Below are 24552 nucleotides of genomic sequence, written 5' to 3'. Positions count from 1 at the left end.
TACCGCAATCAATCATCTAACCTTTTCATGGCTTTACGGTAAACATCGCTACGTTCGCGTTTTCCGACTGCTAAGACGGTTACAATGATGACATCGTCTTCAACTTTGTAGACGAGACGGTAGCCAAATTGACGCAACTTAATTTTATACATGTTGTCAGCTCCAGAAAGCTTTGAAGCCGGAACATGTGGGTTATCTAAGCGTTCTATCAGCTTTTTCTTAAATTGTTGTTGCAGAGTAGAGCCAAGTTTTTTCCACTCTTTGAGTGCGCTCTTTTTAAAGTCGAGTTTATAGGTCATCAATATTTACCGAAATGCTCTCTTCAGATTCACGCTCTTTAGCGATAGCTAGTAGTTCAAGATCTTCGAGTCTGTCCATCATCATTTCGTACGCTTCGGCAGGTACACAATAAAATGCGGGCTCATTTCGGTTTAATACAGCAACAGGTTCGCCGTAAGCACTAGTTGCAACTTTCATAGGGTTAGCTTTCAACTCGGTAATGCTTGCAGCAACATCGGCTAAAATTCTAGTGGTCATATAATCAGTCTCTTAAGTGGTCTTTATATTGGTCATTTTAGCCTCAATCAAGCGGTATAACAAGTTGCTTAAGAGTGATTCGCAACGCGCGGCATTTTTACTATGCGGCGGTTTATGTGTTTAAGGTATTATGCGGGGGCTAAGGTATTGTGTTGCTCACACCTTAGCAAGGCGTTATGTTGTTTGAGGCTAACAATGAAATATTGGTTACTACTATTGGTATCAATTCTACATTCAGGTTTAAGTTTTTCGGGTGACGAAGTGAAGAGTAATCCAGTTTTATCCACTGATCTTTTATGGCAGAGGACAATTACCGAAGCTAAAGCGAGCATAGGAACTTTTCGTGAGCTCTTGTCTAAACCTGAGCTTGCATCTAGTTTTGCTCTTGTAAAAGTATACTTCCCAGAACAAGGTGCTTACTTATGGTTCATGGTGGTAGATGTAGATTCAAAGTCTTTCGTGGTTCAAGCTTTTGAAACACTCCCTCAGTTAGATCATATTGTCGTCGGTGAAGCATACTCAGTTTCAGATGAAGATATCGTAGATTGGTCTCTGAATAACAGTGGTTCAATGTATGGTGGATTTTCAATGCGTTACATCAGAGACCAAAAAACAAAAGACGAACAAGACAAATATGACCAGTATGTAGGCGTAAAAGAATGGATGCCTCTGCCTTGAGTCCACAACATAACAAATTGTTCAAGAGTGATTCGGCACGCGTGGCATTTTTACCATGCGTTAGGTTTAGTGGTTAAGGTGGTATGCGGATGCTTATGTATTGCGTGCCTCACACCTTAACAAGGCGTTAACTGCCAAAGGAGGTCAATTTGGCTCAAGAAGTATTTAATTGTTTTGAAAGTTATGAATTCTTTGGTGAGTTTTTTGAAACTGAAAGTAGCAGTGCGGCTAGGTTTGCTGCAAAAATTAAATACTCTCCCCAAGACGGACTCCAACTTGAGTACTCCTTGGCTAATAGTAGCATTCCAAATAATTGTGAGCGTTTGTTTGGTATTTTGAGCAACGGTAAAAAATGTACATTAGTTGGGGATTTTGACTTTGATAGTGGTACACACTTTATGGGGCAAGTCCACGTTAGATCAGGTGTGCATGGTTTTTATTACTTGATTATCGGTGATTTTGTATGTGAAGAGCAGCTGTTTGAATGTACGCACTTTACGTTCAATGGGATGCAAGAGTTTATCCATCCTCAAGGATGGCTAACACAGTTAAAATATCAAGATAGCCCTATTGTTAAAGTTAGTGGTGATGATTGGGATATTGAAGTCATTAATGTAGCGACTTATTCTATGGTAGGTAAGCGCTTGAAGAACCTAATAGGTTCCAGAGATAAAGAAGCGAAAGAAAAGTTTGATATTGCATTCGATGAAATTTTGGAATCTCACCCTAAGGCATTTTTTAATTTAAGAAAATCTCTTAAATATTATGTGCGTTATTCTGCCAAAGAATTTAAAGGTGCTAGTGACATTATTGGTAGTATAACCAGAATTGCATCTTTATTTTCAATACTGATGTCTCGACCTGTATTTCCTGAGGAAATCGAACTGACAATTAATGGTAAAGACGAAACGGTCAAAATACTGAATAGTATGGTTCTGGAAGCACGCACAGTTGAACTAGCGCAGGCAGATATTAGTCATAATTTTATGCCGCTTAATTGGAAACAACTTGATATGAGTATAGTGCTTTCAAATTGGTTTAAAGTATACGATGACTTTCATGTTTTATCTGTTGCTCATCAGTATGATACTGGATTTGTAACACTTCATCACGCTCACAGTGATATCCTTTTGTATTCTACGCAGTTAGAGGCTATCAACATTGATCTAGGTGGGCAGTCTGCAATGAAATATATAAACCCAATTGAAACATATGCTTCACCTGAACTAGTCTCCCAGTTAAGAAAGTTATTTGAAAAAGTCGGCGAAGATAATCTTGGGAAAGCCATATCTACTGTTCGTAACGAACTAGCTCATGTTGGTCGTCCAAAAGTTATGATGAAAAAGTTGAGTGTTAATGACTATGCTGACATCGGTTATATCTTAAGGCTTGTTGTTATTTCTCATCTGTTATCAAAACTAGGAGTAGAACGAGAACAGATCTATCAATATCAACATCGCTTAAGCTTGGAGTAGGCAGTTAACAAACTGTTTAAGAGTGATTCGCAACGCGTGGCATTTTTACTATGCGTTGGTTTTAGTATTTAAGGTGGTATGCGGCGGCTTTGGTATTGCGTTGCTCACACCTTAACAGGGCGTTATACGTTTCTGAGGAATTATGGATAAAGTTGAATTTGTTAAAGCCATCAAAGAAGTTGTTGAGTCTTCTTCGGTAGAAAATACGATTGAAAACTTATCGGAACCACCTGGTAAATCTCCCGATAAGCGTTTACTCGAACAATCGAATTGGTTTAAGTCATTACCCCCAAGTGAGCAGGCGTTGGTTCAGGGTCTTATCGAGGATGCTGTCAAAGAGTCGGTTTTCGGTATGCTTTGTGTGCTTGATGGTGTTAGACCAATAGCTAGTAGCGAAGATAGCTCGATGAATATCCAGTTGACCATCGGAGACTCACTGATAAATGACACTGAATCAGAGTGCCTGCATGACATCTACCAAAACGTATAACAAACTGTTCAAGAGGGATTCGCAACGCGTGGCATTTTCAACATGCGTTGGTTTTAGTGTTTAAGGCGGTATGCGGCGACTTCGGTATTGCGTTGCTCACCCCTTAACAGGGCGTTATGTGCTTTAGAGGAAAATAGACATGGAAGTAGTAGAAGCTAGTCCTGATTTGGCTCCAATTCTAGGTAGCTATGCGAAAGAATGCTTCGATTCGGGGATACCCAAATACGAAAATGTTGAGCTAAACCCTGAAGTCTATTTGTCTGGTTTGGTTGAGCGGTCTAAGGTAACCTCCGAATTACCAAACGGGTATTTGCCAAGTACAACGTACTACTGTGTTTCGAACTCTGAAATCTTAGGCGCCATCCGAGTTCGTACTGGGACTAATGCGAACGTAGAGAATGTAATAGGGCATGTTGGTTACGAGACTAAGCCATCAGCTCGTGGCAAAGGTGTTGCTTCGTTTCTTCTCGCTTGGGTGCGCGACAATGTTGTAAATGACACGGTTATTGTTACCTGTTCAATTGATAATCCCGCATCTCAAAAGGTTATAGAAAACTGCGGTGGCGAATATCTGGGTAACTATACAGATGACAATGAAGGCACAGTAAGGCGCTATCGTTTAGCACGCACATAACAAGCAATTCAAGCTGATTCGCAACGCTCGGCGCTTTCGGTTTCAACTTGTTTGGTGGTTATGGTGCAGTGTTTTAGTTAGGTGGCAGCGTTGCTCACAACTTAATTGGGCGTTATGAGTTTAGGAGGAAAAATGTATATCTGGAATATCAAAAGCTTAAAAGAACAGATTAGGTCTGGACGACTGACTGAAAAAGATAGATTTATATATATTTTCTTAACTCTCATCTTTACTGCATTAGGCATTGAGCTTGCGCTAAGATTCCCAATCGAGTCTGGAAACGTGTGGGACACAATCAGTTCTGTATCTTCTGTCTTAATCCCTATGCTAGGTACATTTTTAGCTTATAAAGCAAATGGGGCTGACAATGGAACTGACTTCCTAGGGAGATATTTTAGTATTAGCTTTGTGGTTGCAGTCAGGTTCTTCGTTCTATTAATACCGATGTCTGCTTTGTTGTTCGCTTACTATATGTTGGTTATTCCTGAAAATCCTGCACTGGAAAGTACAGCATTAGACACTTTACCTTTTATCGTTTGGCAAGGTGTACTTTACTATCAGATAGTTAAGCATGTAGGTGCTGTGAAAAACTCATAACAAACAATTCAAGTTGATTCGCAACGCTCGGCGCTTTCGGTTTCAACTGGTTTAGTGATTACGGCGAAGTGCTTGAGTGTCGTGGCAGCGTTGCTCACAACTTAATTGGGCGTTATATACCTAGGGAGAATAAAGGTGAAAAATAAAATAAAGTTAGTTTACTCATTGTTATTGTTAGTAGTTCTTACAGGCTGTGCATCTACGTTGAAACCGCAAGATCTTAAGGAAGTTGAAACCGTAGGGGTAGTTAACGAGTTTCCTGAATATCCTAACTTTGTAACGACTGGTACAACGATATTTAACAACGATTATGATGCAGTTAAAGATGGTTCTTTCTCTGATTTACTTGTTAAAACGGTCAAAGACTATGTCGAGGCAAAAGGGATGGCGGTTAAGCTTATCTCGGAGTCAGAAATCGGTGATGTTGATATGGCTATAAAGCTTGTACCTAGAGATATTTATGGTGTATCGAATACTTTCGGCTATGGTGTCCATCAACAATCAATCTTTGGTAAACGAATGGGTGCAATAACATATGTATCGTTAAATGTTGTTCCATATATTGATGGCGACAGCAAATGCAGTACGTGTTACTTAAAAGGGGTTAAGGTTCTCGACATCGAAGAGCTTCCCGCGCAGTTCTCACTTTTATCTCAAGATGAACAAGCACATGTAAAAGATAGTCTTGATAACAATATCCAAGAAACACTGACTAAAATTTTAATCGATAGCGGTATATAACAAACTGTTTAAGAGTGATTCGCAACGCGTGGCATTTTTACTATGCGTTGCGTTTAGTGTTTAAGGTGGTATGCGGTGGCATCGGTATTGCGTTGCTCACACCTTAACAGGGCGTTAGTTGCTTTGGAGTTAAAGGAGAGAATGAGTTGAAGTTGGGGCTCGCAGAAGTTATTGCACTTGCTGCATTTATGTTTTCATTATTTTCATTGTACGTAACAAGCTATTGGCGATCGTTTAAGTTTGCGGCTAGGTTGGCAAATATACACCATAGGAAAACTGTTACTTCAGGTTCAATAAAACGTGAACGTATAGTCGAGTTAGTCGCATCGAGTTTAGGTAACCAAGCGGTTTACATTGATGCGCTCTTTGTTCGAAAAAGTACAGATAGGGTTGACTCGGCAAAGTACTTTCCTGTTAAAACTTACATACCGTGTCGAACAACCTGTTTGGTCAGTGTTGATATTGTCTCTGTTTATTTTCAGAAAGATGAATGCTACGAGATGAGCTTTGATCTTTATATGCCAGACACATCTAAGCTTGTGGTTAAAGATACTTTTCTAGTAACTGATATTAGCTCTGACGGAGTAGTTAGCTTCTCTAAAATGCCTCGTTTTAGGGCTAATCTACATAGCTTTTCGTGGTTGACGAATTATCAAAAGTGGAAAGCTGTTAAACGCAACTAACAAACTGTTCAAGAGGGATTCGCAACGCGTGGCATTTTTACCATGCGTTGATTTTAGTGATTAAGGTGGTGTGCGGTGGCTTCGGTATTGCGTTGCTCACCCCTTAACAGGGCGTTATGCCGTTAGAGATATTGTGATAGAGGTAAGTGAATTGAGTTCGACAAAAGATTACTTATTCGAGATGCAAGAGCTACACGCTGATGAGTGGATCAGAGAAAGATTGAGCGATGACTCGCTTGAAGAAGACTCAGAGGAATATCAGGAGTTAGCAGAAGAGTATTCGAATTACCAAGAACATTTACGTGAAGAAGCTGAATGGCAGGCGGAGTTGCGATGGTTGAAAGATAATGGGTCATCAAACATTCACAACATATTTGTTAGCGAACTTGATGCTTTGAGAATCATGTTTGATAGTAACGTCAATAACCCTCAAAAGATGGCTTTTATACTCCATACAAACATTGCTGTAAAAATGTCATATGCATATGCGGTTACACTGCTTGAGTCATACTTAGGTGACACCTTACGAGCTCTCATTTCTCAAGATGAACAGTTTTTAAAAAATGCCTTACGCAAATTCAAAGTGCTTAAAAGCGTTAAACTAACTGATGTAGTTGAAACAGATTTAGACGTTAAATCCCTAGTTTTAAGATATGTCAGTGACGTCTTATACCACAATATCCCAAATGTCGTAGAAATGTATGAGCAACTCTTAGGTGTTAAACTTGAAATTGATATATCTAAAGTAGTTAAAATTACAAAGTTAAGACACGATATTGTTCATCGAAATGGCAGAAATGTTGATGGCAGTACGATTAGTGTAGGTGCCCAAGATTTTACCCAAGCAATTAGCGATATCAAAGAGTTTACAGGAGCACTGCAACGAGCCATCAATGACAATCAAACGGCATAACAAACTGTTTAAGAGTGATTCGCAACGCGTGGCATTTTTACTATGCGTTAGGTTTAGTGGTTAAGGTGGTATGCGGTGGCTTCGCTATTGCGTTGCTCACACCTTAACAGGGCGTTATAAGCCACGACAAGGAATGAATAGTGGAACTAAAATTTATACCTGAGTTACATGGAAAATCACTTCCTTTTTTAGTGATTGGAATTATTTGCGGGATTGCGATTGTTATTGACCCGTATTTATCCAGTGATGGTATCGTATATTCCTACTTGAAATATGCTCAAATTACTATTGATCTATCTGAGCAGGCAAGTTCAATAACCAATGAGCACGTGGCGGTCGGGAGTATTTCTTACATTGTCGTTTTCCTAATGATATTGAGTTCTTTGCATAGAGCTATTGCAGGTTGTAACAATAATACAACAATGTATCGAACGATATTACACCCTTTGGCAGATTTTCTTTTAAGTTTGAATGGAGCACTGCTCGGGCTGTTTGCTGGTTTTGCGCTTGTTGCCACTTTCGAGGCAATATTTCTTAACGGTAGTATGAAATATGCCGTTGCATTTTCCATGTTCTGCATAATACCTTACCTTTTTTCATTTACTATCTACTTAAGCAGGCAGGTTGTGAGCGAGAGATTTATAATAGGCAAGTATTTTTTAGGGAAAGTGGGTGACATGATAGAAGGGGTTTTACTGATTATTATTGCAATTCTTTTATTAACTTTTCACACTCAATTTCTAGATTTTTATCAGTCAATTCCAGAGTACATAGTGGAGATTGGTAAAAATCTTTGGCAAGCTACACTAGAGGTGATTGGCTTATAACAAAGCATTTAAGAGTGATTCGCAACGCTTGGCATTTTTCATTCTATCGTCGGGTTTAGTGTTTACGGTGGTATGGTCGAGTTTCGTGGTCGCGTTGTTCACACCTTAATGCGGCGTTATGCTTTTTCTTAAACTTGTAAGTATAAACACTTTACGTATTTAACAAATATCACCGGTATCTGCCCTAGCATCTATTCCAGAAAAATTAGGTTCTTATCTCTTAATAGACTCTAACTTCTCTGAAAACCATTGCAGCTCACCAAAAAATTGCGTTCTGTCTTATCTAACTTGTCAGTGTTTTGATAGAGTTATGATTCGATATGCAAGGAGGGATTTAGATGGGAACTATAATAGGCTTGGTCATTTTAGCTGCGTTAGATTGGTATCTTGTTCGTAAAACAGGACTTCATATCCATCAACTCATTTCCAAAAAGTATGCCGAGCATTCAAGTGGCAAAGAACATAATAAATAAGACCTCTTTATAGGCATAGTCTAACTGGATGAAGCGTTGGAACGTCACTGTGCCTACTGATAGAACAAGCATAACAAACTGTTCAAGAGGGATTCGCAACGCGTGGCATTTTCACTATGCGTTGGTTTTTGTGTTTAAGGTGGTATGCGGAGGCTTTGGTATTGCGTTGCTCACCCCTTAACAGGGCGTTATGTACTTAGGTGGATAAATGGATACAGAACAATATTTTAAATCAATATCAATGGAGCTAAAAGCTTTAGAAAATCGTATCCGATATTTGATTAACGATACACATTGGCCTACAGACGGTGAATGGAAAGAATCTATATTAAGGCAAGTAATTCAGAGAAGTTGCCCTAAGAATATATCCGTAGGCCGAGGGTTTATAATCACAGAGGCAGGAAACTCAAGTCAAATAGATATATTACTCTATGATAATACACAGCCTGTAATTTATAGTGATGGTGATTTGGTATTTATTCAGCCATCGTCATGTCGTGGGATTATCGAAGTAAAATCGACATATAGCTCTCCTGTTTATCGTAATGCTTGTGAAAGCATTTCTGATGCTGCAAAGTTAGTTCGGGATTCTGAACCAGATTTAGATATCTTTGTTGGTGTTTTTATATATGAAATGCGAACTAGGCAACCAAGAATAGATCTCGAGCTATTGAAAGAGCTAACTGACGAGCATATACACAAAACAATTGATCATGTTTGTCTTGGGCAACATAAATTTATTAAGTTTTGGGAACAATGCCCGCTTGATAGGGCAATTGGCTATGATCATTGGCACTTGTATAGACTCGAAGACATGGCTTTTGGGTACTTTATCCATAATTTATTATCAGTCATTTCTGGTCATAGATTGGTACGAAATGAAATGATTTGGTTTCCAGCTCAAGGAAAAGAGCATAATAGAGAGAACAGTTTAAGACGTACATAACAAACAATTTAAGAGTGATTCAGCACGCTTGGCATTTTTGGTTTAGGTCGAGCTTAGTGATTATGGCGGTTACATTAAGTGTCGTGGTAGCGTGCTTCACACCTTAATTGGGCGTTAGTACGGGTTTGGCATCAAAGATCATAAGTTTTGGTGTTTATCTGTTTTGGCACTCGTATTTACACCTTTCAGTTAATGCCTTTCACGTTCTTTCCGGTGGCACTATATGCGGAGTGTTCGCTTTGATTTCACCGTTTACGGTTTCTAACTCTTAGTCTATTCCTTTGGCGCTTCTTCACTTTCGCTGGGCTTTCCAAGCGAATCTTGTTTTCCTTTAGAGCTGCTGTCGGAGTACGAGGATTGAATCCTTTTCTAATTTGAAGCCTGTGAAAGTAGGGCAGTTCAGAGCATTTTTCATCTAGCCAACTCTCGTCTCTTAATCGAGTTTAAGTTTTGTAGCTGCCCGTCTCACTTCAGTGTTCAAAGCCTTTCATATCATGCCAGTTTTCAATATCTTGGAGCGCATAAATAGAAGTAGTGCATGTACTAACAAATTGCTTAAGAGTGATTCGTAACGCGTGGCATTTTTACTTTGCGGTGGCTTATGTGATTAAGGCGCTGTGCGGTAGCTTTTGTATTGCGTTACTCACACCTTAGCAAGGCGTTAGTATTCAGGAGGAAAATTAGTGCTTCATCAGATAGACAAATATCAGTGTTCTGCTTGCAACATTAAATCCAAACATATTACCGTATTGATTAGGAACCCAAGTCCTTTTGCTGGTGTAAAACATCAAAAGCGTAAAGAGTTTATTGCTGGGTTAATCAAAGGCTGGGCAGTTGGTCCATTTTTAGCTTCTATGGATGAGTTTTCTCGACATACGATCTGTGAAAACTGTGGTTTCAAGACGATAGAGAACTGACAAATAAGACTTCTTTTTAAGTTCGGTGTAACAGGTTGGGTCTGAATACTAACAAACTGTTCAAGAGGGATTCGCAACGCGTGGCATTTTTACTATGCGTTGTTTTTAGTGTTTAAGGTGGTATGCAGCGGCTTTGGTATTGCGTTGCTCACCCCTTAACAGGGCGTTATGTGAACAAAACTGAGATTGATGTCGAGTTTATGAAAATATGATGCTCGACAGTTTCTGAACTGGAACAAATACTATTTCAAATCATAAACTTGGAGCGTCAGCATTGTGAGGTTTGTTTTAGTTGTACTAACACTGAACCATTTCATTTACTTATATTTCGAGCACTTTATCGACGGTGTAATGAGTAACCCTAGCGAAGCAGGTCAAGCTCCTGGGTATGGGATGGTTTACTCATTGTTGCTCTTTCCTTTCCAGCTTTTCCTAGAGCTAGTATTAATTGTCGCTTTGCTGTACCAAACTTTAGTAGTCCGTCAATGGAAAGGGAGCATATGGTACTGGTCTCCTTTTTTATTAACGTTGCTTTTGATCCTAGATATTGGATACTGAGTTTGCATGTTCACATAACAAATTGTTCAAGAGGGATTCGCAACGCGTGGCATTTTTACTATGCGTTGGTGTAAGTGATTAGGGTGGTATGCGGCAACTTCGGTATTGCGTTGCTCACCCCTTAACAAGGCGTTATGTTTCAGAGGTAAATATCAAATAATGAGTCTTATGCTTAGCAAAGAAAACGTGATGGAAGAGCGCTTTGTGGCTTTCATCGACATCCTCGGGTTCACGGATATTATAAAGAAAATTGAACAAGATAATCATGGTGATAATCCAGATTTAATGCGTATAAAGTCGATTCTGAATTTTATGAGCGAAGAGACAGATGAGCCAAACTATTCAGCCGATTTACCTATCTATGTTGAAACTGAAGATGGGATAGTAGAAAAAGAGCTAGGAGACCCTAAACTAACGTATGTGTCCGATTGCATCATAATTTCAGCTGAACCAACTCTTGACGGCTTTAAAGGGTTATCGAGAAAAATCCATAAAATTACAGCTGATCTTGCTTTTGATGGGATATTTTGTAGAGGTGCTATATCTAAAGGTTTGTTGTTTCATCATGATAAAGTGCTTTTTGGCTCTGCATATATAAAAGCATTTAAACTTGAAGAGAAGCATGCAAAATTTCCAAGAATCATCATTGATCCCGACATATTAGACTTCTTTGACTTGTCGGATGGGAAAATGCCTTTGGCTCCTATTTTTTACGGTCTGGATAACGATGGGTACTATTACCAACGGTATTGGACTTGGTATTTGTATCCTCCATACGCTGGACAATATGAAAATTACCTTACTATCGTCAAAAACAAAATCATCGAAAATCTTAAGAAATACGAGGGTAATGAAAGTGTTTATCCCAAGTATGTCTGGTTAAAAAATGAGTATAATAGTCTCATGGAATGGTGGTCAGATCTTGAGCTTATCGAATTGCCGAAAATTGAAACATAACAATCAATTTAAGAGTGATTCAGCACGCTTGGCATTTTTGGTTTGGATTAAGTTTAGTGTTTACGGTGGTCAAATTAAGTGTCGTGGTCGCGTGCTTCACACCTTAATTGGGCGTTAGGTTTTTATTGGGATGTTTGTAAATAATGAGAAATAAAATACGTTGGTACAACACAGATAAGGGTGACGGCTCAGCGGAGTACTTGTGCGCTTATTGTGAGAATAAAGTAGCTAGTCATGAGTCTTATTCGTCGGACTCATATGAGGTAATCGCAATATGTCCTCATTGTACAAAACCAACATACTTAAGTAATGAAGGGCAACTTCCACAAGCTCCTGTTGGTAATAAGGTTGAACATCTTCCTGAGTTGGTTGAAGCACTATACACAGAAGCACGAAATTGTGTATCTGTCGGAGCATATACATCTTCAGTGTTAGCAAGCCGTAAGTTGCTAATGAATATTGCTGTATCTGTTGGTGCTTCTGAGGGAGATCGTTTTATTTCTTATGTAAACTATCTTGCGGATAAGGGATATTTTCCACCAAATGGTCGGTTATGGGTTGATCAAATTCGTAAAAAAGGCAACGAAGCAACGCATGAAATTGCTCTGATGACACATCAAGATGCAACAGATCTCATCACTTTTTCGGAAATGCTGATGAAATTTATTTATGAATTCCCAGCGAAAATGGAGCAGGCACAAACCTAACAAACTGTTTAAGAGTGATTCGCAACGCGTGGCATTTTTACTATGCGTTGGTTTTAGTGATTAAGGTGGTATGCGGAAGCATCGGTATTGCGTTGCTCACACCTTAACAGGGCGTTAGCCCTTTTCGAGGAAACGATATGGAAATCGTACAAGAAATAGATGTTTCAGAATTGCATCATAAGGCAATCGAAGCATTAAGAAATCAAGCTTTTCCAGACAGCCAAGTAAGTCGTTCTTACTTTAAGCAGTTACCTCATATGCGTGCCCTTCATTTTCAAGGTGAACAGTTGGTTGGCTATCTTGGGCTGGACTATCGCGTCGTTAGCGTCGGTGGAGAAATACATAAGGTTCTGGGCGTAATCGACTTCTGTGTTGATGAACGTTATCGAGGGCAAGGTATTGGCTCTTTCATGTTGTCAGAAGTATCGGCATTTGCCGAAACTAAAGACGTTGATTTCATAATCCTCATATCTGAGCTACATGATTTCTACTCATCAAATGGCTTTAACAAGGTTCAGTGTATGCAGTCTTGGTTAAGGCTTCACGAGCACACCAACTTTGGAGTTGCTGTAGAGCATATTGATGAACTGTATGTGAAACCACTCAGAGATAAGCAGTGGGGTGTTGGACATTTTGATTGGCTAGGTTATATGTACTAGTCAACCACAGGGCTAACAAAGCATTTAAGACGGATTCCCAACGCTCGGCATTTTTGGTTTGCATCAATTTCAGTGTTTACGGCACAATACTTTTAGTTCAGTGGTCTGCGTTGCTCACCACTTAATGCGGCGTTAGTGCGCAAAGATAAAAATTACAATTAGCAGGATTTAAAATGAGTGAAATTGCTCGTTTCATATCTGGTAAAGCTCCAGATAAATTTGGTCGTAATGTAGAGCAGTTGTTAGCTTACAACCACTTCTGGCTAGAGCATGATCATAAGTATATTCAAGTTCTTTTTCCGATTGATGAGGGTACTAAGTTCAATCAACATGCTCCTTTGGTAACTCAAGCAGATCGAGAGGCTTTTGCTAATTCAGAAGAATTGCGTGTTGCTCACTTAAAAGCTCTCGACCTTTTACTTGAGTTTTGGGGATTACAGCGAGATGGGTATGAAGTTTCTTCATTACTGGAACTAAGTCCTGCTAACCACGTCTGGCTTAAAAGTCATGACCACAACCAACTCCGCCTGACCCGAGCAATTCGTAGTTTGTATTTACTTGGTAATGAGCAGATAGCAGCTAACTTGTGTGACTTTCTCGTGGCTGCAGCTAGAGAAACCGGCATGGTTTCAGATAAAACTGTCGAGTATTGGCGTAACGCGCTCAAGGGTTAGGGGATCGCTGAAAAAGCGCACTAACAAACTGTTTAAGAGTGATTCGCAACGCGTGGCATTTTTACTATGCGTTGCGTTTAGTGTTTAAGGTGTTGTGCTGCGGCTTCGGTGTTGCGTTGCTCACACCTTAACAGGGCGTTAAGTTTAAAGGAATCGGTTTGAACAAGTTAAGTATCTTGTATTTTTTTGTATGGGTAGCTTCATTTTCGGCGTATGCAGAAAATGAAGCTAGATACTCGTCGATGGAAGAAGCATGGCTAGAGTGTAAAGGCTATGAAGAAACGAAAGTAATTGCCTATGATGATGGGCATTTCGAAACTATTTGCTCGGCTAAAAAATATCATGAGATATCAACTGATCTGACGGCTAAGTTTGCAGAGATGTATATGCTTTGTAATGCCTCCGAACAAGAATTCTGTCTGGAAAGCGCTAAGTATTATGAAAAACAAAATACTACGTTCGTAACCATTAAGTTGAGTCTGAGTAGTCAAATTGACAAAATATCAGCAAAAAATCCCGGCATAGCCAGAGATACCGTAACGGAGGAATTCTCAGTCGATATTGCCGAAAATGTATTGTTTACTCTAAATCCTCAGATAGGTAAAAATCATCAAATAGAATTTGATTATAGTGAGATAATCGATCTAATAGATTCGCCGTATAGTTTGGATACAGTTGCTGTTGGATTGGTTGTTATGGATAACGAAAAGCGTTTTGCAGGTTATGCAGCAATGGAAGCGGAACGGGGAGTCTTTATTTATTCATTTGAGAAAAATTCGTTTGCGCTACCATATCAACTGATGTTCTACCCTTGCGATTTCAGTACAAAGTGTACAAGAACGGTTACCATAAAATAAACTTAACAAAGCATTTAAGAGTGATTCGCAACGCCTGGCGCTTTCGCTTCGCTCAAGTATAGCCAAGCGTCGCTCACACCTTAATGCGGCGTTATGTTTAAAGGAAAGTTTATGAAACGTGGTGTAGTAGTTGGTCCAACTTTTATTCCTTCTGATGGTTCTCAGAAAGGTTATCATGGCGATTTGAAATACAAACTAGAATTAGATAGCTTGCGTTTTGCTTTACTATTTTGGGACATCATAGATTATAGTGCACTCGAAAATTTTATGATGCGTGATAGTTTTCTAGGTCCCTCTAATCCAGAGCTCGACTTATTAAAACTAGAAGGACTTGCTGTTAATGAAAAACCACCTGCTGGATTGGATGTTGAGTTGGCTGGTAGAGGTCTATATATTCAGGAGATTCCGCTGTATTCACAGCTAGCATCTTTGGTCCATCTAAACAAGTCCGATGATTGTGAATGGAGTCTTTTTCAAACGCAACCAGAAGTTTATATTCCCAAAGAAGCATCTATTGTTAGAGCGACTACAGAGTTTAGTTTATTTAATTTGCTTCCAATCCCTGCTTCAAATGTGCCCCTTGATGATGTGTTACGTTTTAGAGAAAAGCGCCAACCAGAGCTCCTTGCCTTAAGAGATGTTATTGATAGCTTCACTGCAAGAATTTGCTCAGCTGAGAACTCTTTCAAAGAGGCTGAAAAAGTAAAAAGCACCTTAGAAAGGGAGCTTGAAAACTATAGTAAAGTAGTGCAAGAGCTTGATCAGAATGTGGTATTTAAGTCTATCACAAAGGTAGCCACTGATGATTTTGTTGCATTATCAGGGTTACTTGGCGCTTTATCAACAATGTTTACAGGGATTCCGGCATCCATACCAAGCATGTTGACACTAGGGGCAGGGGTTGCCGCATCAGTAAAGCTAGCAATTAAAGAGACTCCAACTTGTAATAAGTTGCCGGACTCTTTGAAAAACTATGCATATTTATTGTCTGCACAAAAAGAGCTAGTTTAAACATAACAAAGCATTTAAGAGTGATTCCCAACGCTTGGCATTTCTCATTCCATCGTTGGGTTTTGTGTTTACGGTGGTATGGTTAAGTTTCGTGGTAGCGTTGCTCACACCTTAATGCGGCGTTATGTTTACTTGTATTTCAAAGGCTTAAATACATTAGGCTTTAGTTCTTTGCCCCTCAGGCAGTTCGTCCCTAGTAGACTCAGCAAATCAGTATTATCTGCCTAAGTTCTTGAATCTCATAGGCCGTAAAACATGCCAATGTTCGTGGGTTGCTTCATTGTCAGGTCGAGCAGGCTAGGTTTAAGTTTCTCTGGCTTAAAGTCGCTTTGAGGTTCTTTTCCAAGCAACATCCTACCTTGGCAGTAGTCTCGGCAACTAACCATTGTTTGGCGCTGTTGTGAGAAGAGACTAGGGTACTTGCTGGATGCTTGTCGTGTTGCCTCATTGGGCAGGGAAGTGTTCATACTTGTTTTGAGTTGGTCGCCTTTGGTGGCCAAGTTGGTCCTTACCGTGTGGGCTGATTCAGAAAAGTAGTCCAAAATATCAGTTCTTCCTCAAGTAAGTCAGTCACTTGTGGTAAAACATAACAATCTGTTTAAGAGTGATTCGCAACGCTTGGCATTTTTGCTATGCGTTGCGTTTAGTGTTTAAGGTGGTATGCGGAAGCTTAGGTATTGCGTTGCTCACACCTTAACAGGGCGTTATGTTCAAAGGAGAAGAATTTGAGTCTATTGATGGATATTAGCTTTGTGTGTAGATGCTCTCATCATATCGAAGCGACTGTATATGTTCCTGATCCCGATTTCATGGCAGAGAAATCTCGTGATAGTACCAGTGAACATTGGGAAGAAATTGAGTGTGAGAAGTGTGGAGATATGTATGAGGCTTACATAATCAACTCATTCTCATATGCTGAATGTAGCATCGATAATGGTGAAATAGATGTGAATTATTCAGTCCCTTATTACCCTGATTTAGGTGAAGATGATCTCGATTGGTTTATTGAAAGCTCAAAACAGTTTTCTGTATTCGAACGCCAAATAGAGAACGTAAAAGGTCTTCTTGAAGCGGAAGTTTCCGAAGAGCAAGCTTTTAGCTTGCATGTAATGCTACATGGTCATGTTGTTGCTGCAGTAGAGGCATATCTTGCGTCTACGTTTATACATAAGGTTACTAACAACAGTGACTTTATACAAAAGCTAGTAGAAACTGATCCTACGTTTTCACAGCAAAAATTCACTCTTAAAGAAATATTTCAAAAGCAAAACCAATTAAAGCAAACAGTAGCAAAGTACTTAAAAGACCTGATATTCCATGACCTTAAAAAAGTTAAGCCCATGTACAAGGACGTGTTGAGCGTAGATTTTGGTGAAATTAAGTGGTTATTCCAAGCTGTTAGTACAAGGCATCACTGTGTTCATCGTGCTGGTTATGATAAGGATGGGAACCCCTTAGTTATCGGTGCTGAATCTATTCGTGAGCTAGTTGATAAGAGTTGGGGCTTTATCGTCTTTATCGAAGAAGAGCTAAAAACCTTAGAACAACAGTCCGATTTAGATCTGGATTTCGACATACCGTTTTGAACATAACAATCTGTTTAAGAGTGATTCGCAACGCGTGGCATTTTTACTATGCGTTGTGTTTAGTGGTTAAGGTGGTATGCGGCAACATCGGTATTGCGTTGCTCACACCTTAACAGGGCGTTAAGCAGCAAGAAGTGTATATAGTCAGGTGGTAAATGAATTTATTTATAGATACAAATGTGTTTTTGTCTTTCTATCATCTATCGAATGATGATCTTGAAGAACTACATAAATTAACTGTGTTATTGGAAAAAGGCGAGATTACATTATGGTTGCCTCAGCAAATCAAAGATGAGTTCTATCGTAATCGTGAAAACAAAATTTCCGATGCAATAAAGAAACTCAAGGAACAAAAGCAAAAACGCCAGTTTCCTCAGATTTGTAAGGATTACCCTGAGTATCCCGAAATTAGTGAGTTGCTTAAAAGTTATGATAAGTCATTGTCTCAGCTTATCAAAAAGGTCACTGACGATATTGACGAAAGAAAGTTAAAAGCAGACCAACAGATCGCTGAACTTTTTGGAAAAGCTAAGCTAATCCAGACAAGCCAAGAATTAGTAGAGAAAGCTAGGTTTCGTATGGCTGTTGGGAACCCACCAGGTAAGGATAACTCTTTGGGTGATGCGATTAACTGGGAAGGTTTACTATCTAAGGTTCCTGAAGATGAAACTTTATATCTTGTTGCTGACGATAAGGATTATTACTCTGTTCTTGACGAGAATAAGTTGAAAGATTTTTTAGCTGATGAATGGACTGACAGTAAGAAAAGCGAAATTGTGTTTTATCGTCGTCTTTCGCAGTTCTTTAAGTCGCATTATCCAGATATCAAGTTGGCTAGTGAGTTGGAAAAGGAGTTGGCAATCCGAGACTTTGTAGCCAGTGGTAGTTTTTCATCAACTCATACGCGCATTGAACGTCTATCGAAATTCTCAGAATTTAATAAGTCGCAAGTTGATGAGCTGTGTGAAGCTGCACTGTCTAATCGTCAAATCAACTGGATTATTGGTGACCCAGATGTGTATGAGTTTTTCTCGTCTCTTGTCGAGTCCCATAAAGGACTTATCGACAAGTCTAAACTAGAAAAGCTTGAAGAAGAGTTACGTGAAAATGCGCCAGATGATGAGTCGTAGCAAAATTGCTGCTTAACAAAGCGTTTAAGACAGATTCCCAACGCATGGCATTTTTCATTCTATCGTTGGGTTTTGTGTTTACGGTGGTATGGTTAAGTTTCGTGGTGGCGTTGCTCACTACTTAACGCGGCGTTATGCCTTTCTACAATAAAATGGATTTTGTACATGGAAATAGTAAAAGCGACAATTGAACAATTAGACTTGGTTTCTCCTCTTTTTGATGCGTATCGAGTGTTTTATGGTCAAGAAAGCGACCTCACTGTTGCTCGTGAGTTTATTGAGTCGCGCTTAAATAATGATGAGTCCATTATATATCTAGCACTTGATGATAAAGGTAATGGTTTAGGTTTTATTCAATTGTATCCAAGCTTCTCTTCTGTTTCGGCTGCTAGAACTTGGGTTCTAAACGACTTATTCGTTCTAGACACAGCAAGGAGGCGAGGGGTGGCAAAGAAGCTAATGGATGCAGCGAAAGATATGGGGAAAAAGGATAATGTTAAAGGTCTAGCTCTAGAGACTGCTGAGAGTAATGTGAATGCCCAGAAACTGTATGAGTCTTTAGGTTATGAAAGGGAGTCAGGGACGTATCATTACTTCTTGCAACTACAGGCATAACAAGCAATTTAAGAGGGATTCTCAACGCTTGGCACTTTTGCTTCTACTTCAAATTTAGTGGCTATGGCACAATGCTGTAGGTTTGGGTGGATGCGTTGTTCACCCCTTAATTGGGCGTTAGCACTCAAGAGGAGATATAAGTTAAGTGTTCACAAAAAAAGATATAAAAAGCTTTGTTGAAAAAGCTACAAATCATTGGTTGTTTCCAGATTTTACTAATAAATTAACGTGGTTCGTTGCATCACTTGGCGGTACTATATTGGTAACACCAACAGCGTTTAAAGAGATTTTCTACAACTTTTTAGTAGACACATTTAATTTAAATGGTGGGGAGTATTTTACTCTTGCAGATTTACAGTCAAGCTCTGTCGAACCGCTTGTTGGATTTGCTCTGATTGCATTCGCACTTATCCATAATTTGGCAAATAAGTATTTCACATACAAATCATCAGAATTTGCCCTTGAGGACAATAAGCAACTTAGGCAAGTCGATATTGATTTATTCAATCGTTTTTTAATTGATTTTCCTTCGGATGGGTACTCAGTCCCATTTTTGAAAGACCATGATTTAGGTAACTCTTATCATGATAATAGCCTGAAAGATATTAACAAGTTTGTTAACCATTGGGACAATGTAGAGCATCACTTTTTGAATGAAGAAATTGAAGCAAAGCGTTCAGAACTATGGCAAAAGTGCCACTCATTTGTTTATCTACTCGCTTCGCGTTCATACAACTTGCACAGTGGACCAGTGTTTTCATGTGTACCGGATGCTTATAGAGGGGCATGGGATTATCCGCCACATGTTCATGAACAACTGCAAGAGCTCAACGAAAAGGCAACAGAGTGTCATGATTTACACCAGCAGTTTGTTATATTTGCTCGCCGCAAGTTAAAGTGCTAACAATCTGTTTAAGAGGGATTCGCAACGCGTGGCATTTTCACTATGCGTTGGTTTTAGTGGTTAAGGTGGTATGCGGCAACTTCGGTATTGCGTTGCTCACCCCTTAACAGGGCGTTAGCTGAACCACTAAAAGGGGAGTCCTCACCTCTTTTGTAGCTTGATATAATTGAAAATTTTCCAATAGGAATGACCAATGATAGAAAAATCACAGATTCTTGAAGCTTTTCTTTCTGGACAAGAATGGACGAATGAAGATAAAGCAGCGTTTGTCGAATTGCTCAAAAAAAGTTTTGAAAATAGCACCGTTGACGATGCGCCTGAAGATTCAATGGAACTCATTACTGTGTATACACAAGTTACTGGAGGGGTTTCACGAAAAGCGGGTAACCTCGATATACATAAGTTTATTACTTTTCTTATGTCTAAGGGCGATCGTTTTATTGGGTTGTTTGGCTCCGAAGAGCGACTAGTATGCTCTGTCTATGAGTTAGCTAGTGGCTTGTATAATGAAGTTTTGGAGCACTTAAATGAGTTGGAAGCATGTATTGTCACAATGCTCTGGGCTAATGGTAAATCTCACTCTAAGCAAAGTTTCTACCACACAATGAGCGGCTATTTAATGTCTGTTGGCAAAGTGCAATGCACTCAATCAGATCTAGATGTGGCAGTACAACGTCTCATCTCTATTCGTAGTGTTGAAGAGGACACTATAGAGTATAAGTTGGTTGAAGACGTTAAATTCAGCTAACAAACAATTTAAGAGTGATTCGGCACGCGTGGCATTTTTACTATGCGTCTGTTTCAGTGATTAAGGTGGTATGCGGGAGCTTCGGTATTGCGTGCCTCACACCTTAATTGGGCGTTAGGGCTCTCATCAATAGGTACTTCTATATGTTCGACTCTCTGGTAGATGAAATAAACGATATACAGCGAAATAGGCTATCTGAAGTCTTGTTGGAAAATGGAAAACTCCGCTATCAAAACGGTCCAGATACTCGACAGAATGGCTTGTATTGGATCTATACCAATTATAGCGTCGAGGAAATTCTTGACTCGGAACCTTGCTCAAAGAAGGGGTCTATCAATTTCGCGGATATAGCTACAGAAAATATGGGCCTTACTCAGTTATGTGGTATGGAAGTTGATGGTTTTCGTCTTGTATACAGCGGTATCGGGGGAATTGGTAAAAAGGGTTTTGGCGGTTTACGAGAGCGTATTCTGGAGGAATACCGTGGTGGTAGTGGTACAGGTTCTCTAGCTATTAGAGATAGTTCGCTGTCTGATCTTTCTCGTTGGAGAGTTTCCTATGTGCTGTGGTCAGAAATTCACTTTAGTAAACAGTTTGACTACCTTCCATTTTCTACGGCTATGGAAGGTTTGTGGAGGTTACATTCAGGTTGGCCCTTACTATGCAGTAAGTGAGCCCTAACAATCTGTTTGAGAGTGATTCGCAACCCTTGGCATTTTCACTATGCGTTGCGTTTGGTGTTTAAGGTGGTATGCAGGGGCTTCAGTATTGCGTTGCTCACACCTTAACAGGGCGTTAGTTTTATGGAGGAAATATTGTGGAAATCTGGAAGTTATTGTTCTTTATACCTGCGTGTTTTGCACTCAATATGACTCCTGGTCCAAACAATCTATTGTCCATGAACAATGCTCGTTGTTACGGTTTCAAATCCGCTTTTATTGCTGGACTTGGTCGTATTGTTGCATTCGCTGTAATGATTGCCTTGGCTGCTTCTGGTTTAGCCGTCGTTCTCTATGCTTCTGAGACTCTATTTCTAACGATTAAAATTGTGGGCGCAGCTTATTTGTTGTGGATTGCCTTTAATCTTTGGCATTCGGAAGCGAGCCCTGTTTCTGAACTAGAAAATACTCGCAACCGATTAGGTTTAGCTAAACAAGAATTTTTGCTCGCCGCTGGTAACCCAAAGGCGATCTTAATCTTTACCGCCTTTCTACCACAGTTCGTCGATGTTTCAGCGAGTGTAAATGAACAGTTCTTCGCTCTAGGAGCTACTTTCCTAGTTTTAGAAATGTGTGCAATATCGATTTATGCGATATTTGGAATGTACTTAAGGCAGTGGTTTACGAAGCCGAAAATGGCAAAGCGCTTCAATAGAGGCTGTGCAACTTTTTTGGCTATGTCTGGAGCAAGTTTGTTACTGAGTCGCCAGCAATAAAACTAACAAACTGTTTAAGAGTGATTCGCAACGCGTGGCATTTCTACTATGCGTTGGTTTTAGTGTTTAAGGTGGTATGCGGCGGCTTCGGTAATGCGTTGCTCACACCTTAACAGGGCGTTAAATTCTTGAGGGTTTATGAGAGCATTTCGAAATGTATCAAAAGGGGTGCAGGGTAGCCTCAAGTCACTTTATTCCGTTCTAGACAATAAAACGAACGAGAGCATTGAGGATTGGCAATGTGTTGCAATCACTGTGTTCGATCATTGGTTAACACGAGAAGAGTTTGAGCAATATTTTACTAATCGTTCGTTAGACCAACAAGCCGATATCGACCTACGTTGGCATTTGTTTCATCGTCTTCTAGCGGAGGATGTTTCGTGTTACCAGTACAAATATAGATCTGTTAGTCGGTTGATATTTAAGGAGCCAAGAAACAGCTCTTTGTTTGTCCGTCGTTTATCTAGGTTTTCAGTTGCGGATGCTGATGCTTTGCAGCTCGTAATTCCAGAATATCGGGCTGTTTTCGTACAAGGTTATGACGATACATGTTCTCTTTACTTTGAGTGTCGAGAGTCTGTAAAGCCTCTACTCCATGAAATTAGAAAGTTGGGCATGTATACGTTAGAACGAATTTAACAAACTGTTCAAGAGGGATTCGCAACGCGTGGCATTTTCACTATGCGTTGGTTTTAGTGTTTAAGGTGGTATGCGGCGGCATCGGTATTGCGTTGCTCACCCCTTAACAGGGCGTTAGCTGTTTATAGGAATCAATTAGTACTGTATGAAAAGTGAAATTATAGAGATTGTAAATGATCGTTCTACCACTTTATTTAAAGGTGATCAGAAATCCGCGAATATAGTGGCAAACCTAATATTAACTAGATTTGTTAAAATTAGTGAACCTAAGAATGAGCCAGAAATTATGGAGTGCATAACTGTATATTCTGGTGGTAGACGTGGAGGTTCATCAAGAAAGCTTGGGAATATCTTTTTAAGTTGGAAAAATTTGTTTGAAATAGTGCCTGATATTTTCATTGCTGCTTCTGGGGCTAGCGTCTCTAATAAGTACCTAACGACTATGATTGGTCTTTATATATGGGGTAAAGTATGGAAAGGAATACAAATTGAAATTGACCCTATAACTGCAATGGTCTTCACTGCTTTATGGGATGAATCTTACCCATCTAAAAAAATATCCGAAGAAGATGGGTTTATTGCTAGTAATAAGTATATTGAATCAACAGGGGAGCTAGCTATTAGTGAGTCAGACTATGCTGATGCTATTAATAAACTGCTTGCGATTGGTTCGATCAAAATGAATGCAGGCGTAATACGAGTTGTTGAGTGGGTTCGAAAGAAGTATTGACAACACAGCTAACAAAGCATTTAAGAGTGATTCCTAACGCTTGGCATTTTTCATTCCATCGTTGAGTTCAATGTTTACGGTGGTATGGTTGGGTTTCGTGGTTGCGTTACTCACACCTTAATGCGGCGTTAGTACGGGTTTAGCATCAAAGGTCATAAGCTTCGGTGTTTATCTGCTTTGGCGTTCGTCTTTACACCTTTCAGTTTGTACCTTTCACGTTCTTTCCAGTGGCACTATATGTGGAGTGTCCGCTTTGATTTCATCGTTTACGGATTCTAACTCTTAGCCTATTTCTTTGGCGCTTCTTCATTTTCGTCGTGGTTTTTGAGAGAACCTTTATTACTTTTGGTGTGGCTATTGAAGTACGAGGAAAGAATCCTTTTCTAATTTGAAGCCAGTGAAAGTAGGGCAGTTCAGTGCGTTTTTCTTCTAGCCAACTTTCGTCTTTCAATCGGGGTAAAGTTTTGTAGCTGCCCGTCTCACTTCAGTGTTCAAAGCCTTTCATATTATGCCACTTTTCAATATCTTGGAGCACACAAATAGAAATAGCGCATGTACTAACAAATTGCTTAAGAGTGATTCGTAACGCGTGGCATTTTCACTTTGCGGTGGCTTATGGTGATTAAGGCGCTGTGCGGTAGCTTTTGTATTGCGTTACTCACACCTTAGCAAGGCGTTAGTCGCCAGAAAAAGCTAGTAATCAAAATCATGTTTCTAAGCTCAAAATCTGGCAGTTGCTTGTTTAGCGCACAAGTTCATCGTCGATGGTCAAAACTCAGTTTCTGCTGTTTTAAGCCTAAAGTTTGGCAAGTGTCCTAGCGGTTGTTTTGTTCTTTGGTGCTGACAGAACAGGGCAATCGAGAGTCTATTTTTGCTTGCAACTCCGCTCGGTGAGTTTGTTGGTACAAAAGCCGATTTACTCGCTGAAGTGACTTTTTCTCTGGTGTTGCAAATTCCACGTGGTTTCAGTGACTTTGTTGAAAGTCCGCACTGTGAGATTCGTTTTCCAAAAGTGCTTTTGGGCGTTGTCAGTCCGCTTTCTGCGGCGTTGTTTGTTCCAAGTGGTTTCATTGAATAGCCGCTTTGAGACCACGCCTGACTTGAATGCATCAAAGCACATAAAGTTTGTTGTTCGCAAAGTTTAGTTTGGCTTAAAATTGTCGCTCGGTGCCTCGCGACTAACAAACTGCTCAAGAGGGATTCGCAACGCGTGGCATTTTTACTATGCGTTGAATTTAGTGATTAAGGTGGTATGCAGCGGCTTCGGTTTTGCGTTGCTCACCCCTTAGCAGGGCGTTAGTTTGCAAGAGGAAAAACTCAGCTATATCGCAAGATCTAGTGGTAAAAGCTCAAAGTTTAAGTTGGCGTACAGGCTTTCAATTTTAGTGTTAACTAGCGTGGTGAAAATCCAAAATTGGCATCGTTTCAACT

General features: G+C 39.8%; 28 protein-coding genes and 2 pseudogenes. 27 read left to right on the top strand and 3 right to left on the bottom strand.

Annotated features, from left to right (window positions below):
* Positions 1-8: 8 nt before the first annotated feature.
* The gene (locus L1076_RS05225) at positions 9-299 is read right to left on the bottom strand and encodes a type II toxin-antitoxin system RelE/ParE family toxin (RefSeq protein WP_237303303.1); all 291 of its coding nucleotides are present in this window, start codon (positions 297-299) and stop codon (positions 9-11) included.
* Positions 289-537 carry a type II toxin-antitoxin system Phd/YefM family antitoxin gene (locus tag L1076_RS05220; protein WP_005377003.1) on the bottom strand — a complete coding sequence of 83 codons (249 nt, stop codon included), beginning with the start codon at positions 535-537 and terminating at the stop codon, positions 289-291. Before L1076_RS05220 ends, L1076_RS05225 begins: the two co-directional genes overlap by 11 nt.
* Positions 538-732: 195 nt before the next feature.
* On the opposite strand from L1076_RS05220, the gene L1076_RS05210 reads away from it, so the two are divergent.
* From L1076_RS05210 to L1076_RS04995, 27 genes and pseudogenes are all read left to right on the top strand, one after another.
* Positions 733-1215 carry a DUF2314 domain-containing protein gene (locus tag L1076_RS05210; protein WP_237303302.1) on the top strand — a complete coding sequence of 161 codons (483 nt, stop codon included), beginning with the start codon at positions 733-735 and terminating at the stop codon, positions 1213-1215.
* 149 nt (positions 1216-1364) lie between these two features.
* The gene (locus L1076_RS05200) at positions 1365-2690 is read left to right on the top strand and encodes a HEPN domain-containing protein (protein WP_237303300.1); all 1326 of its coding nucleotides are present in this window, start codon (positions 1365-1367) and stop codon (positions 2688-2690) included.
* A 142-nt stretch (positions 2691-2832) separates the two neighbouring features.
* On the top strand, positions 2833-3180 hold the full coding sequence (locus tag L1076_RS05190) for a hypothetical protein (RefSeq protein ID WP_063345187.1): 348 nt from the start codon (positions 2833-2835) through the stop codon (positions 3178-3180).
* Positions 3158-3287 (top strand): annotated as a pseudogene (locus L1076_RS05185) (DUF3265 domain-containing protein). The gene L1076_RS05190 and the pseudogene L1076_RS05185 overlap by 23 nt, the downstream one beginning before the upstream one ends.
* 32 nt (positions 3288-3319) lie before the next feature.
* Positions 3320-3814 (top strand): GNAT family N-acetyltransferase, encoded by a 495-nt coding sequence (locus L1076_RS05180; RefSeq protein WP_237303299.1) that lies wholly within the window; start codon positions 3320-3322, stop codon positions 3812-3814.
* Between the two features lie 132 nt (positions 3815-3946).
* Complete coding sequence (locus tag L1076_RS05175) at positions 3947-4411, top strand: hypothetical protein (RefSeq protein WP_237303298.1); 465 nt, start codon at positions 3947-3949, stop codon at positions 4409-4411.
* A gap of 135 nt (positions 4412-4546) precedes the next feature.
* On the top strand, positions 4547-5152 hold the full coding sequence (locus L1076_RS05170; RefSeq protein WP_237303297.1) for a hypothetical protein: 606 nt from the start codon (positions 4547-4549) through the stop codon (positions 5150-5152).
* A gap of 834 nt (positions 5153-5986) precedes the next feature.
* Entirely contained in the window at positions 5987-6748 is a 762-nt protein-coding gene (locus tag L1076_RS05155) for a hypothetical protein (RefSeq protein ID WP_237303296.1), read from the top strand.
* Between the two features lie 140 nt (positions 6749-6888).
* Entirely contained in the window at positions 6889-7575 is a 687-nt protein-coding gene (locus tag L1076_RS05145; protein WP_237303294.1) for a hypothetical protein, read from the top strand.
* 338 nt (positions 7576-7913) lie between these two features.
* Positions 7914-8048: a hypothetical protein gene (locus L1076_RS26965; protein WP_259556213.1), complete on the top strand. Its 135-nt coding sequence runs from the start codon at positions 7914-7916 to the stop codon at positions 8046-8048.
* Between the two features lie 208 nt (positions 8049-8256).
* Positions 8257-8994: a DUF6602 domain-containing protein gene (locus L1076_RS05135; protein ID WP_237303293.1), complete on the top strand. Its 738-nt coding sequence runs from the start codon at positions 8257-8259 to the stop codon at positions 8992-8994.
* Positions 8995-9677: 683 nt separating this feature from the next.
* Positions 9678-9911: a hypothetical protein gene (locus L1076_RS05125; protein ID WP_237303292.1), complete on the top strand. Its 234-nt coding sequence runs from the start codon at positions 9678-9680 to the stop codon at positions 9909-9911.
* A 726-nt stretch (positions 9912-10637) separates the two neighbouring features.
* Positions 10638-11426 (top strand): hypothetical protein, encoded by a 789-nt coding sequence (locus L1076_RS05110; protein ID WP_237303291.1) that lies wholly within the window; start codon positions 10638-10640, stop codon positions 11424-11426.
* A gap of 143 nt (positions 11427-11569) precedes the next feature.
* Positions 11570-12133: a DUF4145 domain-containing protein gene (locus tag L1076_RS05100; RefSeq protein WP_237303290.1), complete on the top strand. Its 564-nt coding sequence runs from the start codon at positions 11570-11572 to the stop codon at positions 12131-12133.
* Positions 12134-12270: 137 nt separating this feature from the next.
* A complete protein-coding gene (locus L1076_RS05090) occupies positions 12271-12792 on the top strand; it encodes a GNAT family N-acetyltransferase (protein WP_050910326.1) in 522 nt (173 codons plus the stop codon).
* Positions 12793-12965: 173 nt separating this feature from the next.
* Positions 12966-13466, top strand: a complete 501-nt coding sequence (locus tag L1076_RS05085) for an opioid growth factor receptor-related protein (RefSeq protein WP_237303289.1) — start codon at positions 12966-12968, stop codon at positions 13464-13466.
* 158 nt (positions 13467-13624) lie between these two features.
* On the top strand, positions 13625-14323 hold the full coding sequence (locus L1076_RS05075; RefSeq protein ID WP_237303288.1) for a hypothetical protein: 699 nt from the start codon (positions 13625-13627) through the stop codon (positions 14321-14323).
* Between the two features lie 111 nt (positions 14324-14434).
* Positions 14435-15334, top strand: a complete 900-nt coding sequence (locus tag L1076_RS05070) for a DUF6236 family protein (RefSeq protein ID WP_237303287.1) — start codon at positions 14435-14437, stop codon at positions 15332-15334.
* Between the two features lie 725 nt (positions 15335-16059).
* A complete protein-coding gene (locus L1076_RS05060; protein WP_237303286.1) occupies positions 16060-16920 on the top strand; it encodes a hypothetical protein in 861 nt (286 codons plus the stop codon).
* A gap of 155 nt (positions 16921-17075) precedes the next feature.
* Entirely contained in the window at positions 17076-18050 is a 975-nt protein-coding gene (locus tag L1076_RS05050) for a PIN domain-containing protein (RefSeq protein WP_237303285.1), read from the top strand.
* A gap of 165 nt (positions 18051-18215) precedes the next feature.
* Entirely contained in the window at positions 18216-18665 is a 450-nt protein-coding gene (locus L1076_RS05045; protein ID WP_237303284.1) for a GNAT family N-acetyltransferase, read from the top strand.
* A 145-nt stretch (positions 18666-18810) separates the two neighbouring features.
* Positions 18811-19569 carry a hypothetical protein gene (locus L1076_RS05040; RefSeq protein ID WP_101961138.1) on the top strand — a complete coding sequence of 253 codons (759 nt, stop codon included), beginning with the start codon at positions 18811-18813 and terminating at the stop codon, positions 19567-19569.
* Positions 19570-19762: 193 nt separating this feature from the next.
* Positions 19763-20317 carry a hypothetical protein gene (locus L1076_RS05030; protein ID WP_237303283.1) on the top strand — a complete coding sequence of 185 codons (555 nt, stop codon included), beginning with the start codon at positions 19763-19765 and terminating at the stop codon, positions 20315-20317.
* Positions 20318-20460: 143 nt separating this feature from the next.
* Positions 20461-20991: a hypothetical protein gene (locus tag L1076_RS05020; protein ID WP_102778372.1), complete on the top strand. Its 531-nt coding sequence runs from the start codon at positions 20461-20463 to the stop codon at positions 20989-20991.
* Positions 20992-21134: 143 nt separating this feature from the next.
* Positions 21135-21752 (top strand): LysE family translocator, encoded by a 618-nt coding sequence (locus L1076_RS05010; protein WP_045390214.1) that lies wholly within the window; start codon positions 21135-21137, stop codon positions 21750-21752.
* Positions 21753-22395: 643 nt separating this feature from the next.
* Positions 22396-22498, top strand: a pseudogene (locus L1076_RS05000) (DUF3265 domain-containing protein).
* A gap of 38 nt (positions 22499-22536) precedes the next feature.
* Positions 22537-23121 (top strand): hypothetical protein, encoded by a 585-nt coding sequence (locus tag L1076_RS04995; protein WP_159356650.1) that lies wholly within the window; start codon positions 22537-22539, stop codon positions 23119-23121.
* Between the two features lie 768 nt (positions 23122-23889).
* On the opposite strand, the gene L1076_RS04985 is transcribed toward L1076_RS04995, so the two are convergent.
* The gene (locus tag L1076_RS04985; protein ID WP_237303281.1) at positions 23890-24192 is read right to left on the bottom strand and encodes a hypothetical protein; all 303 of its coding nucleotides are present in this window, start codon (positions 24190-24192) and stop codon (positions 23890-23892) included.
* Positions 24193-24552: the final 360 nt, after the last annotated feature.

The organism is Vibrio sp. MMG023 (assembly GCF_021654215.1).
GTDB lineage: Bacteria > Pseudomonadota > Gammaproteobacteria > Enterobacterales > Vibrionaceae > Vibrio > Vibrio jasicida.
Note: the sequence above shows the minus strand (reverse complement) of the source record. Positions and strands in the feature narration are given on the sequence as shown.

Bases quoted from the DNA above. Each gene is read 5' to 3' on its own strand.
- L1076_RS05045 (WP_237303284.1), top strand. From the start codon at position 18,216: ATGGAAATAGTAAAAGCGACAATTGAACAATTAGACTTGGTTTCTCCT.
- L1076_RS05100 (WP_237303290.1), top strand. From the start codon at position 11,570: ATGAGAAATAAAATACGTTGGTACAACACAGATAAGGGTGACGGCTCA.
- L1076_RS05085 (WP_237303289.1), top strand. From the start codon at position 12,966: ATGAGTGAAATTGCTCGTTTCATATCTGGTAAAGCTCCAGATAAATTT.
- L1076_RS05225 (WP_237303303.1), bottom strand. From the start codon at position 299: ATGACCTATAAACTCGACTTTAAAAAGAGCGCACTCAAAGAGTGGAAA.
- L1076_RS04995 (WP_159356650.1), top strand. From the start codon at position 22,537: ATGAAAAGTGAAATTATAGAGATTGTAAATGATCGTTCTACCACTTTA.
- L1076_RS26965 (WP_259556213.1), top strand. From the start codon at position 7,914: ATGGGAACTATAATAGGCTTGGTCATTTTAGCTGCGTTAGATTGGTAT.
- L1076_RS05050 (WP_237303285.1), top strand. From the start codon at position 17,076: ATGAATTTATTTATAGATACAAATGTGTTTTTGTCTTTCTATCATCTA.
- L1076_RS05020 (WP_102778372.1), top strand. From the start codon at position 20,461: ATGTTCGACTCTCTGGTAGATGAAATAAACGATATACAGCGAAATAGG.
- L1076_RS05190 (WP_063345187.1), top strand. From the start codon at position 2,833: ATGGATAAAGTTGAATTTGTTAAAGCCATCAAAGAAGTTGTTGAGTCT.
- L1076_RS05090 (WP_050910326.1), top strand. From the start codon at position 12,271: ATGGAAATCGTACAAGAAATAGATGTTTCAGAATTGCATCATAAGGCA.
- L1076_RS05175 (WP_237303298.1), top strand. From the start codon at position 3,947: ATGTATATCTGGAATATCAAAAGCTTAAAAGAACAGATTAGGTCTGGA.
- L1076_RS05180 (WP_237303299.1), top strand. From the start codon at position 3,320: ATGGAAGTAGTAGAAGCTAGTCCTGATTTGGCTCCAATTCTAGGTAGC.
- L1076_RS05110 (WP_237303291.1), top strand. From the start codon at position 10,638: ATGCTTAGCAAAGAAAACGTGATGGAAGAGCGCTTTGTGGCTTTCATC.
- L1076_RS05210 (WP_237303302.1), top strand. From the start codon at position 733: ATGAAATATTGGTTACTACTATTGGTATCAATTCTACATTCAGGTTTA.
- L1076_RS05070 (WP_237303287.1), top strand. From the start codon at position 14,435: ATGAAACGTGGTGTAGTAGTTGGTCCAACTTTTATTCCTTCTGATGGT.
- L1076_RS05135 (WP_237303293.1), top strand. From the start codon at position 8,257: ATGGATACAGAACAATATTTTAAATCAATATCAATGGAGCTAAAAGCT.
- L1076_RS04985 (WP_237303281.1), bottom strand. From the start codon at position 24,192: ATGAAACCACTTGGAACAAACAACGCCGCAGAAAGCGGACTGACAACG.
- L1076_RS05220 (WP_005377003.1), bottom strand. From the start codon at position 537: ATGACCACTAGAATTTTAGCCGATGTTGCTGCAAGCATTACCGAGTTG.
- L1076_RS05030 (WP_237303283.1), top strand. From the start codon at position 19,763: ATGATAGAAAAATCACAGATTCTTGAAGCTTTTCTTTCTGGACAAGAA.